This is a genomic window from Ruegeria sp. A5 (assembly GCF_056543005.1).
In genome coordinates, this window is record NZ_JBQGAV010000002.1 from 395,139 (window position 1) to 412,259 (window position 17,121).

The 17,121-nt window shown below is 55.5% G+C and carries 20 protein-coding genes; 9 read left to right on the forward strand and 11 right to left on the reverse strand.

Features of this window, described 5'->3' with window-relative positions; genetic code table 11:
* Positions 1–236: 236 nt before the first annotated feature.
* From ACR0AY_RS07755 to ACR0AY_RS07770, 4 genes are read left to right on the forward strand one after another with little or no spacing between them, the layout of a single operon-like run.
* Positions 237–1,292: a DUF1214 domain-containing protein gene (locus ACR0AY_RS07755; protein ID WP_170511134.1), complete on the forward strand. Its 1,056-nt coding sequence runs from the start codon at positions 237–239 to the stop codon at positions 1,290–1,292.
* 17 nt (positions 1,293–1,309) lie between these two features.
* Positions 1,310–2,320 (forward strand): DUF1254 domain-containing protein, encoded by a 1,011-nt coding sequence (locus ACR0AY_RS07760; RefSeq protein ID WP_170511132.1) that lies wholly within the window; start codon positions 1,310–1,312, stop codon positions 2,318–2,320.
* 40 nt (positions 2,321–2,360) lie between these two features.
* Positions 2,361–3,149, forward strand: coding sequence for a transporter (locus ACR0AY_RS07765; protein ID WP_170511127.1), 789 nt, complete (start codon positions 2,361–2,363; stop codon positions 3,147–3,149).
* Positions 3,150–3,198: 49 nt separating this feature from the next.
* The gene (locus ACR0AY_RS07770) at positions 3,199–3,663 is read left to right on the forward strand and encodes a phosphate-starvation-inducible PsiE family protein (protein WP_480453936.1); all 465 of its coding nucleotides are present in this window, start codon (positions 3,199–3,201) and stop codon (positions 3,661–3,663) included.
* 329 nt (positions 3,664–3,992) lie between these two features.
* Here ACR0AY_RS07770 and ACR0AY_RS07775 read toward each other — a convergent pair whose 3' ends face one another.
* Entirely contained in the window at positions 3,993–4,586 is a 594-nt protein-coding gene (locus tag ACR0AY_RS07775) for a TetR/AcrR family transcriptional regulator (RefSeq protein ID WP_170511124.1), read from the reverse strand.
* Between the two features lie 103 nt (positions 4,587–4,689).
* Here ACR0AY_RS07775 and ACR0AY_RS07780 point away from each other — a divergent pair, with 103 nt between their 5' ends.
* Together ACR0AY_RS07780 and ACR0AY_RS07785 are read left to right on the forward strand one after the other, a co-directional pair.
* The gene (locus ACR0AY_RS07780; protein ID WP_170511118.1) at positions 4,690–5,115 is read left to right on the forward strand and encodes a VOC family protein; all 426 of its coding nucleotides are present in this window, start codon (positions 4,690–4,692) and stop codon (positions 5,113–5,115) included.
* Positions 5,116–5,498: 383 nt separating this feature from the next.
* Positions 5,499–6,269, forward strand: coding sequence for a VOC family protein (locus ACR0AY_RS07785; RefSeq protein WP_480453937.1), 771 nt, complete (start codon positions 5,499–5,501; stop codon positions 6,267–6,269).
* Between the two features lie 299 nt (positions 6,270–6,568).
* Here the strand turns inward: ACR0AY_RS07785 and ACR0AY_RS07790 are convergent, their stop codons facing one another.
* Entirely contained in the window at positions 6,569–6,799 is a 231-nt protein-coding gene (locus ACR0AY_RS07790) for a hypothetical protein (RefSeq protein WP_170511112.1), read from the reverse strand.
* A 97-nt stretch (positions 6,800–6,896) separates the two neighbouring features.
* Entirely contained in the window at positions 6,897–8,489 is a 1,593-nt protein-coding gene (locus ACR0AY_RS07795; protein WP_170511109.1) for a hypothetical protein, read from the reverse strand.
* Positions 8,490–8,652: 163 nt separating this feature from the next.
* Between ACR0AY_RS07795 and ACR0AY_RS07800 the strand changes: the two genes are divergently transcribed.
* Together ACR0AY_RS07800 and ACR0AY_RS07805 are read left to right on the forward strand one after the other, a co-directional pair.
* Complete coding sequence (locus ACR0AY_RS07800) at positions 8,653–8,964, forward strand: hypothetical protein (RefSeq protein WP_170451072.1); 312 nt, start codon at positions 8,653–8,655, stop codon at positions 8,962–8,964.
* 20 nt (positions 8,965–8,984) lie between these two features.
* Entirely contained in the window at positions 8,985–9,584 is a 600-nt protein-coding gene (locus tag ACR0AY_RS07805) for an HdeD family acid-resistance protein (RefSeq protein WP_170511106.1), read from the forward strand.
* A 67-nt stretch (positions 9,585–9,651) separates the two neighbouring features.
* Here ACR0AY_RS07805 and ACR0AY_RS07810 read toward each other — a convergent pair whose 3' ends face one another.
* The 4 genes from ACR0AY_RS07810 to ACR0AY_RS07825 form a co-directional block, all read right to left on the reverse strand.
* Positions 9,652–10,149 carry a DUF6653 family protein gene (locus tag ACR0AY_RS07810; protein ID WP_170511103.1) on the reverse strand — a complete coding sequence of 166 codons (498 nt, stop codon included), beginning with the start codon at positions 10,147–10,149 and terminating at the stop codon, positions 9,652–9,654.
* A gap of 93 nt (positions 10,150–10,242) precedes the next feature.
* A complete protein-coding gene (locus ACR0AY_RS07815; protein WP_170511100.1) occupies positions 10,243–10,620 on the reverse strand; it encodes a nuclear transport factor 2 family protein in 378 nt (125 codons plus the stop codon).
* Positions 10,621–10,659: 39 nt separating this feature from the next.
* The gene (locus ACR0AY_RS07820) at positions 10,660–11,547 is read right to left on the reverse strand and encodes a DMT family transporter (RefSeq protein ID WP_170819373.1); all 888 of its coding nucleotides are present in this window, start codon (positions 11,545–11,547) and stop codon (positions 10,660–10,662) included.
* A 41-nt stretch (positions 11,548–11,588) separates the two neighbouring features.
* Positions 11,589–12,539, reverse strand: coding sequence for a glutathione S-transferase family protein (locus tag ACR0AY_RS07825; protein WP_480453938.1), 951 nt, complete (start codon positions 12,537–12,539; stop codon positions 11,589–11,591).
* Between the two features lie 115 nt (positions 12,540–12,654).
* Here ACR0AY_RS07825 and ACR0AY_RS07830 point away from each other — a divergent pair, with 115 nt between their 5' ends.
* The gene (locus ACR0AY_RS07830; RefSeq protein WP_170511090.1) at positions 12,655–13,575 is read left to right on the forward strand and encodes a LysR family transcriptional regulator; all 921 of its coding nucleotides are present in this window, start codon (positions 12,655–12,657) and stop codon (positions 13,573–13,575) included.
* A 160-nt stretch (positions 13,576–13,735) separates the two neighbouring features.
* On the opposite strand, the gene ACR0AY_RS07835 is transcribed toward ACR0AY_RS07830, so the two are convergent.
* The 4 genes from ACR0AY_RS07835 to ACR0AY_RS07850 all read right to left on the reverse strand — a co-directional run bounded on the left by ACR0AY_RS07835 (position 13,736) and on the right by ACR0AY_RS07850 (position 17,056).
* On the reverse strand, positions 13,736–14,368 hold the full coding sequence (locus tag ACR0AY_RS07835; RefSeq protein WP_170511085.1) for a tyrosine-type recombinase/integrase: 633 nt from the start codon (positions 14,366–14,368) through the stop codon (positions 13,736–13,738).
* Positions 14,369–14,599: 231 nt separating this feature from the next.
* Positions 14,600–15,010: a universal stress protein gene (locus ACR0AY_RS07840; protein WP_170511082.1), complete on the reverse strand. Its 411-nt coding sequence runs from the start codon at positions 15,008–15,010 to the stop codon at positions 14,600–14,602.
* A gap of 142 nt (positions 15,011–15,152) precedes the next feature.
* The gene (locus ACR0AY_RS07845; protein WP_170511078.1) at positions 15,153–16,445 is read right to left on the reverse strand and encodes a TRAP transporter large permease; all 1,293 of its coding nucleotides are present in this window, start codon (positions 16,443–16,445) and stop codon (positions 15,153–15,155) included.
* Positions 16,442–17,056: a TRAP transporter small permease gene (locus ACR0AY_RS07850; protein WP_254429826.1), complete on the reverse strand. Its 615-nt coding sequence runs from the start codon at positions 17,054–17,056 to the stop codon at positions 16,442–16,444. Before ACR0AY_RS07850 ends, ACR0AY_RS07845 begins: the two co-directional genes overlap by 4 nt.
* Between the last annotated feature and the right edge of the window lie 65 nt (positions 17,057–17,121).

The following is a 17,121-nucleotide window of genomic DNA, read 5'->3' on the forward strand; positions in this document are numbered from 1 at the left end:
TTGTTGGCCAAAGTGCTATCGCTACCTGTCATTTTTGACCAGTTTTCGGAGGCGGTCGCTCCAATCTGTCAGGGCATACATTCGAACTTTGTGGTTTGTTGGAGAGAGATGGCCAAGGCTCCGATTGTAGCATTTCAAAAAACAACACAATGAGAGGCGCGAGAATGCGCCCTTGATCAGGTGCCGGAACCATCAAGCAATGCATTTCTGTAATTGGCTAGTGGAGCGGGCAAACTATGAATCTCACGCACAAACACTGGAAACTTGCTGCTTTAGCTGTCCTGATTGGAAGCACAGCGACCGCTCAGAGCTTTGATACCACGGTCGATGCACTTGCAGAGACATACGAAGTGCCCATTACCATAAACAACTTTGTTCGGGCTGCTACAGACAACGAACTGAAGACGTACAATGGCCTGGCCGGAGGCGTAAATCAGTTCTTTCATTTCAAAGAACCCACCCCCATCGACAATCAGCCAACCATTCGGATGAACCGCGACACGCTCTACAGCGTTGCGGTAATTGATATCAGCAAAGGTGCAACCTTGACTCTGCCCGATGTGGGCGACCGATACATGACGACGATGGTGGTCAATCAAGATCATTTTATCAATGAAGTGTTCGACGGTGGCGGTGTGTTCCAGCTTGACATGGATACATTCCATACCCCTTACGTACTTGTTTTCATGAGAATACTTGTGGATGCCGAGAGCCCCAAGGATGTTGCGACGGTTAATGCAATTCAGGACGGTTTCACCATTGATGCCGCCTCCGTAACGCCCTTCGAGATGCCCAATTACGACGCGGAGAGCTTTGAGGCGCTGCGCCAAGCCGCAATTGAGCTGGGCAGGTTCGCCACAGACAGCGTCCGGACTTTTGGTACGGCAGATCATGTAGACCCATTACGCCATTTCCTTGGCACAGCAGTCGGCTTTGGTGGACTGCCCGAAGACGAGGCGTTTTATCTTAATATCGAGCCCGGCCTGCCGCTTGGAGAATACAAAATCCAGGTCCCAGCGAATGTGCCGGTGAACGCGTTCTGGTCCGTGAGCCTCTATAATGCAGACGGGTTTTTTGAACTCAATTCCCTCGACTCGTATGTGGTCAATTCGGTCTCAGGCACCAAGAATGATGATGGCAGTGTGACCGTGCATTTCGGCAGCTGCGACGACGGACGCATGAACTGTCTCCCGATCATGGATGGCTGGAACTATGCCGTGCGCCTTTATCAGCCGGGCCCAGAGGTCATCGACGGAAGCTGGGTCTTCCCCTCCGTAGAAACCGCAAACTGAACAACAGGATGCTTACGATGAAAAAGCTTCTTCTGACAGTCGCGCTTACGCTCCCGACAGGCGTTTGGGCCGAAGACATTGTCGATGTGACCGTCGACACCCTTGTGCGCGCCGAGACAGATCACATGTTTCGCACCAACATGGCCAATCTCGGCCTCGCTGTTGGCGAATTGGGGCATATGCGCGAAGCCACGACACCGGACAACCAGCCGGTTATCCGCATGAATCAGGACACGCTCTACTCCGGCATTCTGCTGGATTTGAGCGAACCCGTTGAAGTGACGCTCCCCGAGGCGGATGGCCGCTATATCTCGATGCATGTCATCAATCAGGATCACTTCATGTACGCCGAGGCAAAGCCCGGCACCTACCAAATCACTAAGGAAGACCTAGGCACACCTTTTGGTTTCATCGCGTTTCGCACATTCGTCGATGTGACTGACCCGGATGATATTGTCGCCGCGCAAGCGGCACAGGATGGAATTGTCGTCAGCGGCGGTGGAACGGGTCCATTTGACGCGCCGAACTGGAACACCGAACAGCTTGCCACTGCGCGTCAGGCGATAAACGACCTGTCCTTGCTGGGCACCGATTCAGCCCGTGCCTTTGGCAGAACAAAAGACGATATTGATCCGGTTCAGTTTCTGGTCGGCGCCTTCTCGGGCTGGGGCGGTCTTCCGCCTGAGGCCGCGATCTATCTGTTGGACGCGGTCGATCAGAATGACGGCGAAACACCGCATGCGGTAACCGTCAAGGATGTGCCGGTTCGGGCGTTCTGGTCGGTGACTGTCTATAACGGTGACGGCTTTCTGGAAGCCAATGATCTGGGCGTAAACAGCTACAACGGCTACACAGCCGAAGCAGCAGAAGACGGCTCGGTCACGTTGCATTTCGGCGGGTGCGACGATGGCCGCGTGAACTGTCTGCCGATTACTCCGGGCTGGAACTACGCGATCCGCCTCTATGAGCCCGAGGGTGCAATCCTGAACGGCACTTGGACCTTCCCGAAGCTGGAGCCGATCAACTAGGCCACTCGCCCAAATCGCATCTCAAAAGGAGTACACGGCTATGCGTCGATCCCATACTCTTATGGGGCTGCTTTTTACAGCCAGTGCCGGAACCACAACCGTTGCAGACGAGGCATCCGATCTGGCACAGGAACTGGCCAACCCACTTGCGGCAATCGTCTCGGTTCCGTTTCAATTGAACTATGATGAAAATCTGGGCGTCTCTGATCAGGGCTCGCGCACCACGCTGAACTTTCAACCAGTCGTGCCCTTTCAACTGAACGATGACCTTAACCTGATCACCCGAACTATCATTCCTTACATCTGGCAGGAAGACGTTGTGCCGGGCACACGCCAGGAGGGGTTCGGAGATATCCTGTTCTCTGCGTGGTTCTCGCCAATCGGAACCGAGGACATAACGTGGGGCGTGGGTCCCGTTGTGCGCTTGCCAACCTTTAGCGACGTATCGAGTGATACATGGGCTGCTGGGATCACCGGCATTGCACTGCGACAGACCGGGCCGTGGACCTATGGTGCGCTGGCCAATCATCTGTGGGATCTAGAAAGCAACCCCGACACCCCCACGAATGTGAGTTTTCTCCAGCCCTTTCTTGCTTATTCCACCGAAGGCGCGTGGACCTATTCTCTGCAAAGCGAAAGCACCTATGACTGGGAAACTGAAGCCTGGGCTGTGCCTATAAACGCTTCGGTCTCCAAGCTGGTCCAATGGGGGGCGCTGCCGGTCAATCTGCAAGCGGGGGCGGGCTATTGGCTGGAAGCGCCCGAGGTGGGCGCGGAGGGCTTTCGCTTGCGATTGCAGGCTCAGGTCGTCTTGCCCAGAGGGCGCTGACGTTTGGCTGAAGTATTGTTCATGAAACGTCGACAATAGGGTGATCTTGATGGCCGATCAGATGCAACGCAATGCGCAAGCGCATGTCGAGCTTGACCCAGACCATGAGGATCTGATTGTCAGAAGCTGCAATCGGATCATTCGACACGCCGTTCGGGTGATGTCTTTGTTCATGGTCGTTGTGATCGGATTTGCCGTCATCGACGCCGGTTACTCGTTCTATATCAAGCTTATAAGTCCGCCGGTCCTGGTTCTTGACGTCAGTGATCTGTTGGAGGTTTTTGCGGCCGCGCTTGTCGTACTGATCGCCATCGAGATTTACACGAATGTTACGCTTTACCTGACGGCCGATGTCATACATGTTAAGCTGGTAGTTGCAACTGCCCTTATGGCCGTTGCCAGAAAGGTCATCACACTCGACACGACGGACCTGGAGCCGCTTTATTTCGTTGGGTACTCTGGACTCGGTCTGGCGTTTGGCGTCACGTATTGGTTGTTGTGGCGTGGCAAGTAGGTATTTCACAGAACGCCTATATCGACGCTGGCAAAAGAGAGATCGCCGACATTGGTGCTTTTGAAGCCGCAATCGCCTCCTTATTCAGCCAAAGAAGAAACGGACGAAAATCTTAAAAATCTAGAAGCTGACCTTGGCACTTGCTCGGCGAAAGATCACTATGTCCGCATCCTGTGAATTCGCAGACTTCGAGATTTTGCGGTCGCAGCGAATGGTCGGTTCAACGGGCCGCGCCGCAGCATCTCGACCGGGTGGTGGAGGTCCGCATTGGGCCGAGTAACTCACGGAAGAAAGGGTAGGGACCCATACTGCGGGGCTTCCGAGGTCTGCTAGTTGCCCTTGAGTACTTCACCAATCAAATGGTTCATAACCTCTTTGTAGACCTCCGGATCGCCCCCATAGGCGATCTCTAGCGCGGCGCGATCAAACGCGGCCGACAACAAATTAGTCAAAGCATCGATCTGTTTTGGGGAATGCTCAGGAAGAGCCCGCGAAAGCCCTTCACGAAGTTCTTCTGTTCCATTGGCCCGGGTCAACGCGACAGCGGTGCTGTGCCCTAATACCGCTGGGGCCTCTTCCATCAGGAGGCGTACTCGGCCTGGGACCAACATCGCTTCAAAAAAGGCATTCGATCCTGTCACCATGGCCTGTTCGGGATCGGCCACATTGCGCGTTTCCTGGTCAATATGGTGTGAGATTGCTATGGCCTCCTCTTCTGCGACGGCGCGGAAAAGGTCAGCCTTGTCCTTGAAATGATGATACAGCGCGCCTCGAGTTACGCTGGCCCTACGAACGATGTCTGGGGTTGCAGTATCGGCAAATCCCGAATCCACAAACAGTTCTCGGGCAGCCTCTACGAGTTTGGCACGCGTTTCGGCGCGTCGGTCTGCCTGGCTGCGTCGGGCGGGTTTTTCTTGGGGCAAATTTAACGGCTCCGAATATCACTTCTAGCACCTTACATACATCTTGAATGTTTTTACAAATCCATGATACATACACAGTGCATGTAAGTGAAGGAGATGAAAAATGCGTGTCACTCAATATTACCCGGTCATTCAGTCTGAAACGGTTTCTGAAACGGCAGAGTTCTACAAACGTCACTTTGGCTTCCGCGCAGCATTCGAGGCGGATTGGTATGTGCATCTACAAAGTGAAGCGGATCCGTCGGTCAATCTCGCGGTCGTCCAGTCAAACCACGAGACGATCCCAGAGGTTTCCCGCGGTGCGTCTAAGGGTATGATCCTCAACTTTGAAGTCGAGGATGTCGACAAAGTGGATGAACGACTTCGGTCGGAAGGAGTTCCGGTGGCAAAGTCACTTGTGAGCGAGCCGTTTGGTCAACGCCATGCGATTTATCGCGATCCAAACGGGGTACTGATTGACGTCATCACTCAGATCCCACCCTCAGAGGAATTCCTGTCGCAATACGCGGCCGACGCGGTGCCGTCGTAATTCAGGGTGCCGGGTGGCCAGGTTAGTTCGAAGCAGTTGGAACGATTTGCCCGCGTGTAAAGGGACCAATTCTGGACAGATCAGTGGCCCTCGCCGAGTTGGCCACCTATGGTACTGGGGCGGCCTTGTTACCTGTGCCCATGTTCGAACGCTACATCGAACACGGCCGCCTGATACAACCCTTCAGTGAAGCCGTTAACGCTGGTAAATATTGCTTCGCCTAGCCTTCGGATCGCCCCGCAACGGATGATATGGGTAAATTTGCAGAATGGCTGACCGCCAACGGAGCCACTGAATTAAGTGACTTCACGGACCAGAACCGCGCAAATTGATCTGCATCAATATTTGGAACGCAAACGAGAGTTATGGCGAACCGAAGCAGTTTGGATGAAGTCGCGGTGACAAAAGAAAAAGTTGGCCGAATTGTCTGGCACGATCTTTTCACGCCTGATGTGGAAGCTTCCAGGTCATTTTACGAAAGCGTGGCAGGTTGGAGCTATATTGTCGAACACGCCACAGATTTCGCATGGGGCGGCGGCCATAGAGATTTTGTCCTCGCCACTCTCGATGGAGAGGCAGGGGCCGGGATTGTTTCTCAAAATCTGGTGCTCTTTGAAGGGTGGATCCCTTATGTTGAAGTCGAAGACGTAGATCAGGCCGCCAAACTCGCCGTCAAGCTTGAAGGATCAGTAGTGAAACCTCCCTTTGAAGTTCCTGGGGTTGGTCGGAACTGCCTCTTACGTGATCCGCTTGGCGCATTCTTCGGTGTATCAGTTTCGCGGCACGAATACCCTGCCCCCGCTCGTCAGTTTACGCATGAACACTACCTATCCCGTAGCGGCGTATTCCCGGACAACTTCTACCACCAAATGTTCGGATGGAATCTCTCACCTGCTAGAAACGTACCTTCGTCACAGAGACCAATTAGTCTAAAAGACGAAGTGTTGGCGATATGTGCAGCGGAATCTGCAGTTCCCAACAATAACGTGGCGTGGGTGCCGAGTGTTCGCGTCGACTTTCTCGAAAACGCGCTGAGCAAGATCAACTCAGGCCCAGGTTCCGTGCTTGCTCGTCATCAGAATAATAAAAATACTTTTGAGAAAGGTTTGGTATGCGATGCAACTGGGGCATTGTGCTGTGTCGTCCAGAATTGATGCTCGGTCGCAAGGTTCGCAGTCTATTGTCTATAGCGGCATCCTCAAGTGGGTCAAAAATCTCAAATCTGACTATAGTACAAGCGTAACGCAATTCCACTTTGCCCCGTTAGAGATAATACATTTAGCGCCAGTTTTCACAAACGCAGCGAAGGCAGGAAAGCGCGCTGCTAGCGAAGTGTGCGAGAACCATACTTAAGGTCCGAGTCGGGGCGATTGCACTTGATAGTTGTTAGAATTGTGAGCACGCAACATCCTGATGCGAAACGGCATTGTTTGGCCTTGAAAACAAGTACCGGCTATTCCAGGAAACCGTCAATGGTCGAGGCGACATCAACGGCGGTTTTCACATCGGACATGCTGGTGTTCTCAAACGCGCTGCCGCTTTCTATACTTGGCTTGAGCAGCTCGAATATAGAAAGGACTTCCTCTTCCAGATTGGCTGGCTTTTCCTCGGACCAGCTGGCTTTGGTCTTTGCAATATCCGTCGCCAATTTCATCAGATCAAGGCGCTGAGGTAGAGTTAGCATTGGTCGTTTCCGGGTCTGGTTGTGATGTCAGGACCAACCTACGCGCAGAGGTGGAAAGGGCAGAGTGAGTCACCGTTAAATCCCTGACGGCCGAACCTCAGTCCAACGCCCCGGTTGTGCGCAGCGCTTCGGTCATTTTCTGTGAGATGTCAGATGGCACATGCCAGATCGCGTAGAGCGTCTGGATAAAACGGTCAACATCGGGAATGTTGGTCTTCAGGGCCAACAGGGTTGAATCCAGGTCGGCGTCCGGTTCCGTGTATGGGATGCACATAAGCTCAAGCACTTCAGAACCATTCCACATGCCACCACCGACTTTGCGCGCCGCTGAACGCGCGCCGCTGTAATCATCTTTCATGAAACAGATCAGGAACGTGCTTGCGTGGTACCAGCCGGGCGGGTTGGGGCTCAGCTCGATCGCGCGGGCGCTCAGTCTCGCGGCCTGTTCAAGATCGCCGCGCAACGCAAAGCAGGCCGCCAGATCGGCCAACATGTCTGGATAATTCGGATTGGCCCGCAATGCTTTATCAGCCGCGTCTTCAAAGCTTTCGAACTCTCCACGATGAAAATGGGTCAAAAACAATGCGTGCTGGCCGGTTGCGTTCAGCGGATCCAGAGCGACCGACCGCTGTGCGGCCTCCAGCGCGCGATCAAAGGGCGGGGGGGACTTGCGAAAATTGAACCCGCCGCGCACTTCGTCGCCGTAGACAATCGCGAGCATCCCCCAGGCGCCGGCATATTCGGGATCAATCTCAACGGCGCGCTCCAGCAGGTCGCGGACCTTCTTGTGTTTTTTAACCGTGGGTTCACGCCAGTATTCGGTGGCCAGCAACCTGCACTGATAGGCATCCAGCGTGTGCGTCTGTGCCCTGCGCTGCACTGCACCTGTTCGATGGATCACTCCGTGGGGTTCCGCGATTTCCGTGGCGATCCGGGCGGCGATATCGTCCTGAATTTCAAATAGGCTGTCCGCGCTCAGGTCGCGGTCATAAGTGTCCGCGGAAACCTGTTGGCCGGTTTCCGCGTCAATAAGCTGGGCGGTGACGCGCAGCTTGTTGTCCCAATGTCGCACGCTGCCTTCGACCAGATATTGGACGTCGAGTTCGCTTCCGACCGCGCGCGGATCGCGGCCGCGGCCGCGAAAGCGAAAGGTGACGTGCCGGGACAGCACGCTCACCTCGCGAAACCGGGCGATGGCCGAGATGATTTCCTCGGTAAACCCATCGGCCAGATATTCCTGCGACGGGTCTCCGCTCAAGTTGTCAAAGGGCATCACGGCCACCGCGACCCGTCCGGTTGGCGCCGGGGGCGTTTCGGCATCGGTCCGGCGTTCGGGGTCAAACGCGATCTCAAAAACCGGGGCGTAGGACCCCTTGGGAATATGTATTCGAACCGGGTCCTCGCGCCCTTCCTGAGCGTAATAGAGATCCAGCCGGCTGCGCATCTTATTGGCCTGAACCCGAACGATCGTGTCGATGGTGGGGTCGAAATCCTCGGGCTTGTCGAAAACGTCAATGCCGATTGCATAGCCTTTCAGCGTCTCGGACCGACCCGCCAGCGCTTCGCCGACAATATGCGACAGAAAGCGGTTCAGGCGCGTGGTATCCGCGAAATGCGGACTGACGAGGACGCGCTTCAACTGTTCCTGAATAGCGCTTGGATCGATGGCAGAGCTTACTTCGGCAAGCATGTTTCCCTCCGTCGCTCAACTTTGTCCGATGACGAGCAGCGCCACAAGACAGCGCGACGGTTTAACCGTGACTCACTCGGATGCGGGCCGTGGATCTGCGAGGGTCTGGGCCATGGCGCTCAAAAGAGCCCAGCAAACATATGACCCATGAAAGGACTGAACCATGACAACATTTTCCGAATTCGTACAGAAAGCCAAAGACGACTATACCCGTGTCGAGGACGAGCTGAAATCGTTCGAACAGAAGGTCAAGGACGCGGGCGACGCGACCGACAAGTGGACCCAGGAGCAGGTGACAAAGCTGCAATCCGATCTGCAGGAAGCAAAAGACAAGGTCACTGACCTTGCCGATCGCATCCAGAAAGAAGGCGAAGACGCTGTGACGGACGCGCATGATCAGGCGAAGAACCATTGGGAAGCCTTGCACGCCGCCGTTGCCGCCTATCGCGATCATCTCGACAAGTCGGTCGCCTGACCCTGATCCTGGAGGTCGACATGACTGATTCAGTTAATGAAACCGTGCCGAAACCCGCGCTCATGGAAGAGGTCGCCGGTTGGCAGCCTCGACCGGTCTGGCTGATTGTGCTCGGCGTCGCCATGCTCTGTGTAGGGCTGTGCGCCGTAGCCTTCCCGCTGATGTCCACGCTCGCTGTCGAAGCCTTTGTCGGCGTGGCCCTGCTGGGCGGAGGCATCGTCACAGCGATTCAGGCATTTGCGGAAAAGGCGTGGAAAGGGTTCTTCTGGCTGTTGGCCATCGGTGTTCTGAACGCGCTTGCGGGGCTTGTTCTGTTGCTTGATCCGTTCGGCGGCGTTCTGGCACTGACCCTTGCGCTTGGCGCGGTTTTTCTGGCCGAAGGTGTGTTGCGGATCGTAATTGCCATTCGGTCGCGTCAGGAGCGGTCCATGGCGCTGATGATTGCGTCCGGCGCGATGGCCATCCTGCTTGGCGGCCTGATCCTGACCGGTATCGTCAATGGCTCGTCCCTTGTTCTGCTGGGGGTTCTTGCCGGCCTGAACCTGATTTTCGCCGGTGTGTCCCTGATGTCTTTGGGGCTGTCGCAGCGGCCCTCGGCGCATGGGGGTCCACAAGCTTAAGCGTGTCCTGGCAGACCCGGAATGGCAGGGGCATCTGATGCTCCTGCTTTCCGTTTTCACAGCGCCGCTATTTTCCTTGCCAGGTGCTTGCTGCCCGAGTGTCTTCAAACAGCCAGACCATGCGGTCCAGAAACCACAGCTTCCCACCCATAACCAGCAGCAACCCCAGAAGCGTCGGCCAGAATTGAAGCTGCCAAAGCCCCCAGACCAAGGGGCCGATTCCGACCGCGCTGACTGCGGCCAGAATAAGAGGCATCCGGCGGTGCCTTGCAGGGATCGGCGATTTCGCGCGCGCAAGCCAGATCCGTTCCTCAAGTACACCTTTGGACATCCAGTTTTCCGGATTGCCCGTTTTGCGGAAGGCGCGGGGGTTCCACCATGTCCAGAATACAACAACAACGACCGGAACAAGGCACCACCAGCCCAGCCAAACCCGGCTCCAGACGGCCAGAACGAACAGGGGCGGGATGCTCAGGCGGCTCCAGCCGCTCCACGGGTTGGTGTGCCGGTCCCAGACGTCGTCGGACATCGTCATGAGCTGTTCCAGAATGCTGCGATCGGTCATCGAACCCTCTTCCGAAGCTGGATCGCAATTATGGCCGTTTCTGCCCGTGTCGGCCAGAGCGGCAGGCAACGCGCGCAGCCCTGGCCAAAGGCATCAAAGACCGGAGATATCCACATACACCCGGTAATCCGCGATCCTGTCCTCGCGAAAGTTGAACCGTGCAGCAAAGCGCACGTCGTGCGTGCTTTGGTCCTTGCGCGTATAGTGAACGGTGCCGTCGCAGAACGCAGTATCGCCGCTGGACCAGATGCCGGTGATGGTATGTTGCATACCCTGGATCGTGGCAAAGAACCCTGCGTTCGCGGCTTGCACGGCTGTGCGCCCGTCAATCTGTTCGAAATTGCCAAGCTGGAACTGCACGTCTTCGGTGACATGCTCGACAACGCCGGCTTCGTCCAGCGCGTCAACAGCGGTGTAAAGGGATGCGATCCGGGGCGCGTGGGCCGCTGTGGTGGGGGCAGTGATTTGCATGTTTTGGTTTCCTTTTCTGTTTGAAAGTTATCGGTGGGTCTAAGTCTGGTTGGCCTGTGACCGTCGGTGCAGGACCGGCGGGAGTTTCAGGTGACCGTTGGTGACGGCTAGCCCAAGGAACAGGATTGCGAGGGACCCCAGCAGCCCAAGGCCAAGAGGTTCCCGAAAGACAATTGCCCCGATTGCGATGCCGGAAAGCGTGGCAAAATAGCCGACCTGGGCGAACCCAACGCCATCCGTGCGCCGCTGTACTTCGAAGGTCAGCGCATAGCTGAGCGCAGTGATGGATCCGATGCCGAAGATTGCGCCAAGCAGGGCAGGGGGCACCGAGACGTCGCTGATTGTGGTGCCGCGTCCCAGTATCAGGGCGGAAATCAGCAACAGCTGTGACAGAAGCGTTCCGGTCGCCAGCCCCAACGGATCGCCGCCGGGCGGGTAGGCATAGCTGCGAAAGACGTTGCCGTAGGCCAGAAACAAGGGCCCCAAAAGCGACAGGGCAATCCACGCCGGCTCGACTCCCGACAGGTCAAACCCACCCATGGTGGCAAGGCTGACCCCGGCAAGGCCGATCAGAATACCAACCAGGCGGTGCAACGGCAGCATCCTGCGCGCGATCAGTGCCGTTATCGCAAAGGTAAACAGCGGTGACAGCGTGACGAGGGCGGAATAGAACCCAAGGCTCACATGCTCCAGCACCAGAAACCCGATCACAGCGGGGCCGCTGACACCGAAAACTCCGGCGCCGACATAATAGGGAATGTGCCACGCGTTGAGCGCCACGCGCTTCTGCGACAGCAAACACAACGCCAACAGCGCGATGCTGGCCAGCAAAACCTGCCAGAACAAAGCGGTCAGAGCTGATATTCCTGCCATCGAGACGAATTTGGACAAAGTGAAACTGACCCCCACCAGGACACCGATGGCCATGATCAGCGCGGATACAGGGGATCTTCTGACAATATCAGGCATCACGCGGCCCCCATTTCCGGCACATCGGTTAAGCGCAGAGAAGCCGGGCCGATCGGGATAATTCCGCTGGGGTTGATGTGCCGATGGCTGAGGAAGTAGTGCTGACGGATATGGGCCATGTCCACAGTGTCAGCCACGCCCGGCAACCGCATGATGTCGGCCAGATAGCGGGACAGGGCAACATAGTCGCTGATGCGTTTGTAGTCGGTCTTGAAGTGGGTCACATAGACCGGGTCAAACCGCAGAAGTGTCGGAAACAGCTTCAGGTCAACCTCTGTCAGCACGTCTCCGGCTAGGAACCGGCGTTGGCCAAGCGTTTCTTCAATCGCGTCGAGGCAGGCAAAGAGCGCCGTTACGGCCTCGCCATACGCGATCTGGCTGGTTGCAAACCCGGCGCGATAGACGCCTTCGCGGATCGGTGACTGAATTTGTTCGGCGATCCGGTCGATTTCGTCGCAAAGATGGGACGGGCGAAGATCGGGTCCCGCGGTATCGGGAAATGCCGTCTGAAGCATGCGCATGATCTCGGCCGATTCGGTGCTGACGATCCGGCCTGTATCCGTGTCCAGTAGCACAGGCACGCTGATCGGACCCGTGTAATCCGGCTTGGCGTGCTGATAGACTTCGTAAAGGAAGCGGGTGCGTTCTACACCGCTTTGATCGTTGAACAGCGTCTGGTCGATGACCCAGCCGTTTTCCGACATGACCGGGTCCATCCATGTGATGCTGAACGCATTGCGTAAGCCTTTCAAAGTTAGAATCAGATCGACGCCGTTACACCAGGGGCAGGCTTTGGACAAGTAGAGGTGATACCGGCCCGCCGTATTCGGGAAAGGGGTGCCCGGCTGCGCGCTGATGTGGCTCCTGAATGGGCTTTGCAGGCGGTGAAAACGGCCGTCCGAGGCCGGCGGTTTATCACGCAGTGTTCCTTTGATGAGCATCTTGGGCATGTCAGCCTCCGGCGTTAACAGGACATGCCCACAACCTATTTACCTTTTATTTCGATGATAATCGTGTGATACGGAAACTTATAGGCGAGAAAAACTCGCCCAAAGGAACTTAAACATGACTGAAATTGGCGCTATCCCTGTGTTTGTGGCCGTGGCGGACCATGGCGGTTTCGCAGCCGCCGCCCGGCATCTGGGTCTTACAAAATCAGCGGTCAGCAAGCGGATCGGCGTGCTGGAGGCCCATCTGGGAACGCAGCTCTTTCATCGGTCGACACGGTCCATTTCCCTTACCGAGGCGGGCGAAATCTATCTGGCCCACGCGGCGCAGGCGCTTGACGCAGCGCAGGACGCCGAAGACGCAGTTGCGGCGTTGCAGGGGCAACCGGTTGGATTACTAAGGCTCAGTACACCCATGTCCTTTGGACAACTGCATGTTGCGCCTATGATTGCTGCATTCCTCAGGCAATATCCGGGGATCAGAATTGACCTGACGATGGATGACAAATTTGTCGATCTCGTCGAAGGGGGCATCGACGTGGCCTTACGCGCCGGAACGTTGCCGAACTCGGCCCTGATCGCACGCAAACTCGCCCCGATCCACAGCGTGATTGTCGCTGCGCCGGACTATCTTGCGCAGTCCGGAACGCCAGAAACACCTGAGGATCTTCTGGCGCATTCCTGCCTTCACTACGCCTATTCGCGCGACCCTTCGGAATGGCGCTTAGCCGGGCCCGCGGGTGACATGCGCGTTCAGACATCTGGTGTTCTGCGCGTGAACAACAGTGAAGCCCTGTGCACCGTGCTGCTTGACGGTCTTGGTATCGGCCGCCTGCCGACCTTTATTGCCGGAGCCCACTTGACCAGTGGCCGTCTGGTCAGGGTGCTGCCCGAATATCGCCTGCCTGAACAGGCGCTGTACGCAGTCTTCCCTGAACGAAAGCACATGCCAGCGAAAGTTCGCGCGTTTTTGGATTTCGTCGTGGAACGCATCGGGCACGACGCACCCTATTGGGATTTGGATGCAGGTCCGCTTTAGGGACAAGGGCCGATGATACGCTAACATTAAACCTGGACCGACCAAGAACACCCAAAGTGCGGGGCAGTCCGGCAATGTCTTCTTCGGGGAATGCTGTAGTGCAGAGACGGATATTCTTGAACGGCAGTTCTGGGCCGCCAACGAAAGCGGCCCGTAGTATTCAGATTTCAATGGCCTCTGCTATGGCAAGTGCATCCTCAAGCTCAACACCGAGATAACGAACGGTACTGTCCATTTTTGTATGCCCAAGTAAGAGTTGCACCGCGCGCAGATTGCCCGTCTTTTTGTAAATTTGAGTAACCTTTGTGCGCCGCATCGAATGTGTGCCATATGCGCTTGCTTCCAAACCTATAGACGTGACCCAATCACGCACGATCCGGGCATACTGGCGCGTTGAAATGTGCAAACGCTCATGGAAACGCACTGGCCAAAGGTATTCAGACCCAACCATGAGTTCATCTTCCATCCACTTCTCGACGGAGGTCCGAGTACCTTCAGAAATTTCGAAGCGGACCGGTTTCTGAGTTTTACTTTGCAGCACCGAAGCCCGCTCCTTGATCTGACCAGAGGCCATGATGTCAACGACTTTCATCTTCACCAAGTCACAGCCGCGCAACTTGCTGTAGATGGCCATATTGAAGAGAGCGAGGTCGCGATGGTTCTCTGCGAGCTCCAATCTTACTCGAATTGCCCAGACGTGTTTGGGTTTTAACGGGCGTTTTTGACCGACAATGCGTCCCTTGTTCCAAGCTGGGCGAAGCGCACGAATGGCAGGTAAGTTTGGTGTATCCATAACAGATCCTCCTTTCCGCCATTCCCGCCCACAACGACAACCCGACGTTGACGAAAGAGGATATCACAGGATGCCGCGTTGCCGCCGAGATCGGCTGCGAGTCCTACCTCCCGAATGCCGCAAAGTGAAACTCTTTTAGGTACGCCAAAATTAGACCTAGGTCGCCGTCAGACGTGCTTATCGCGGCAGATTTCGCAGGGCAAAGTTGCTAACATGTTGCGGGTACCAGCGTCACAGACGGAGTACATGCACCGAACACTGAGCATGGCGAACAACGAGAGCAGCCGTGGAACCCAAAAAGAACTCTTTCATCCCAGGTTTATGTGAAGCGAGGACAATACAGTCGAAGCCATGTTTGTTGGCGTATTCGGTGATTGCGCGACCTGCCGATTGGCTCTCGAGCAAGATAGACGACACGTCGGTCTCACTTGTTAGGCGCTCGGCCAAACGCGCCTTTGCTTTTTGAAGAGATTTTTCTGCGATCCCTTCATCCATATAGTACATTATTTGTCTATTTGGGGGCTCATGGATATGCGCGGCAGTGATTTTTCCACCTTCGGATACAAGGGCATGTGCCGCCGCAAGCGCGTGCTCACTGATGCCATGCTCCAGAGACAGCGCGACTAAGACATTTTTGTACATTTCAAACCTCCGTATTTGGATTTTCGGTTATCTGCTGCTGACTGGCCTCTCCCACTTCATCTTTAGGAGGGCGCTCAGGCACCCCAGTCATAAGAATGGGGTGCGCGTTGTTTCGTCTTGAGGTTTTTGCGCTTTCTTGCCGCTACCTGCTGAGCAGGAGGTCGGGCAGGAAAAGGGCCAACTCTGGTACAAAAGTTGTCAGCATCAGTGTCGGCAGCCAGGCAAAAACTATGAAGATCAAAGTGGGCCATAGCATGCGCGAAACCGGCTCATCACAGACCTGAGCTCCGAGGTAAAGCAGCGGCGCAGTTGGAGGGGTGATGTTCGCCATACCAAGGTTCACGCCAATCACGGCCGCAAAGTGTATTGGATCCATTCCAGTGCTCTGCGCGATGGGCAGCAAGATCGGCGTCGCCAGAAGCAGACCCGAAATATCATCCATGAGCATCCCGATCAGGATCATCACGACGTTGATCATCAGAAGGATGACGACCGGATTGTCCGACACGGAATAAACCAGATCCTTGGCCAACTGAGGGGCGCCCTGCGAGATCAAATTGTCCGACACGATCAGAACCATGAAGATCATGACCATGACCACGCCAATCGTAACACCGGAATTCTGGATGGTCTGAGCCAGTGTTTTCCAGGTCAGGCCACGGTAGAAGTAAATCGCGATCGGGATCGAGTAGACCACTGCGATACCCGCAGCCTCGGTTGGCGTCATTATGCCGCCATAGATCCCGCCCAGAATGATCAGCGGCATCATAAGCGCAGGCCCGGCCAAACGTGCCTGAACTCCGAATGTAGGCAGGAACGGTTTAGGACGTTCCGTTAGGTTGATGTCGTCATACTTCCGCAGCATGAACTGATTAACGACGATCAAAAGAGTGATCAGGATGATCGCCGGAATGACCGTGGACAAAAAGCACTTCAGTACGTGCTGCTGTGCAACCCAGCCATAAAGGATGTGAGACGAACTCGGTGGGATCAACAGACCCAAGGGGCTGGCCGCCACGATCAGAGCCGCCGATTGCCCACCCGGATAGTTGGCCTTTTTCAGATGGGGCATCATGATGCCGCCGATACAGGTCAGCGTTGCATTGGCACTACCGGAAATGGAGCCAAACACACCGCAGGCCAACACCCCAGCCGCGCTTAATCCTCCTTTGATATGGCCAATGAACATTTCAGCCAGAGAGACAAGAGGGGCCGCGATTTTACCTTTCTCCATGATGCCTCCGGCGATCATGAAGAGTGGGATCGCCAGAAGTACAAGTGAGCGGATACCTGTAGAGCCGGTGGGCAAGTAGCCGGTGATGGATTGATCTCCGACAAGGGCGATGAAAATCAAAACCGATCCGAATGCTACATAAACGCTGACGCCCAACAGCAGCATAAAGCAGACGATTAGGAGACTTCCTCCGATGATCATTGGGTTTCTCCTTTTTGCATTTCTGATCTCAAGGGAAGCCCGAGCCCCTTGCGGATATGCACGTACAGATATGCCGCCGTGAACGTCGCCATGAGGCCAAAGGCAATCATGATCGCAATCCGCCAGGTCACAAACGGAATGCGCAGCACCGGGGTTGCGCGCAGTCGCGGGAATGAGAAGTCATCAAGCAGCGAGACATAGCAGGCGTACATGAGGAATAAGATCACCAGCACCTCGACTGTCAGGACGACAAAGCCGCGCCACCAAATCAACCGAGGGTTTTGGATCACAATGCCAAGAATGTCTGCGTTGATGTGCAGGTTGCGGGCAGAGGCCAGAACAGCACCTGCAAAAAAGCCGATGATGCTAATGCCCAAAAGCCACTCTTCGTAGGCAAACAGATCACCGCCAAATCCATACCGGATTACAACGACTGCCCCAAATGTGAAAGCCATCAGGAAACCGGCAAACATGACGATCTGCCTCATGACAAAAGCCACTGCTTTCAGCGGATACCCAATAATGACTGGCAACTCGTCAGTGATTTTTTGCGAGCTCTTCTTTTCTGCACTTTCGACGACCAACGGACGCTCAGCTTCAGTGCTAGACATCTTTCTCCCTCCCTTTGTTGAGCCAGAGACGAAAAAAGGGCCAACTGATTAGCTGACCCTTTTCT

Bases quoted from the DNA above. Each gene is read 5' to 3' on its own strand.
- ACR0AY_RS07755 (WP_170511134.1), top strand. From the start codon at position 237: ATGAATCTCACGCACAAACACTGGAAACTTGCTGCTTTAGCTGTCCTG.
- ACR0AY_RS07760 (WP_170511132.1), top strand. From the start codon at position 1,310: ATGAAAAAGCTTCTTCTGACAGTCGCGCTTACGCTCCCGACAGGCGTT.
- ACR0AY_RS07765 (WP_170511127.1), top strand. From the start codon at position 2,361: ATGCGTCGATCCCATACTCTTATGGGGCTGCTTTTTACAGCCAGTGCC.
- ACR0AY_RS07770 (WP_480453936.1), top strand. From the start codon at position 3,199: ATGGCCGATCAGATGCAACGCAATGCGCAAGCGCATGTCGAGCTTGAC.
- ACR0AY_RS07780 (WP_170511118.1), top strand. From the start codon at position 4,690: ATGCGTGTCACTCAATATTACCCGGTCATTCAGTCTGAAACGGTTTCT.
- ACR0AY_RS07790 (WP_170511112.1), bottom strand. From the start codon at position 6,799: ATGCTAACTCTACCTCAGCGCCTTGATCTGATGAAATTGGCGACGGAT.
- ACR0AY_RS07795 (WP_170511109.1), bottom strand. From the start codon at position 8,489: ATGCTTGCCGAAGTAAGCTCTGCCATCGATCCAAGCGCTATTCAGGAA.
- ACR0AY_RS07800 (WP_170451072.1), top strand. From the start codon at position 8,653: ATGACAACATTTTCCGAATTCGTACAGAAAGCCAAAGACGACTATACC.
- ACR0AY_RS07805 (WP_170511106.1), top strand. From the start codon at position 8,985: ATGACTGATTCAGTTAATGAAACCGTGCCGAAACCCGCGCTCATGGAA.
- ACR0AY_RS07810 (WP_170511103.1), bottom strand. From the start codon at position 10,149: ATGACCGATCGCAGCATTCTGGAACAGCTCATGACGATGTCCGACGAC.
- ACR0AY_RS07815 (WP_170511100.1), bottom strand. From the start codon at position 10,620: ATGCAAATCACTGCCCCCACCACAGCGGCCCACGCGCCCCGGATCGCA.
- ACR0AY_RS07820 (WP_170819373.1), bottom strand. From the start codon at position 11,547: ATGGCCATCGGTGTCCTGGTGGGGGTCAGTTTCACTTTGTCCAAATTC.
- ACR0AY_RS07825 (WP_480453938.1), bottom strand. From the start codon at position 12,539: ATGCCCAAGATGCTCATCAAAGGAACACTGCGTGATAAACCGCCGGCC.
- ACR0AY_RS07830 (WP_170511090.1), top strand. From the start codon at position 12,655: ATGACTGAAATTGGCGCTATCCCTGTGTTTGTGGCCGTGGCGGACCAT.
- ACR0AY_RS07835 (WP_170511085.1), bottom strand. From the start codon at position 14,368: ATGGATACACCAAACTTACCTGCCATTCGTGCGCTTCGCCCAGCTTGG.
- ACR0AY_RS07840 (WP_170511082.1), bottom strand. From the start codon at position 15,010: ATGTACAAAAATGTCTTAGTCGCGCTGTCTCTGGAGCATGGCATCAGT.
- ACR0AY_RS07845 (WP_170511078.1), bottom strand. From the start codon at position 16,445: ATGATCATCGGAGGAAGTCTCCTAATCGTCTGCTTTATGCTGCTGTTG.
- ACR0AY_RS07850 (WP_254429826.1), bottom strand. From the start codon at position 17,056: ATGTCTAGCACTGAAGCTGAGCGTCCGTTGGTCGTCGAAAGTGCAGAA.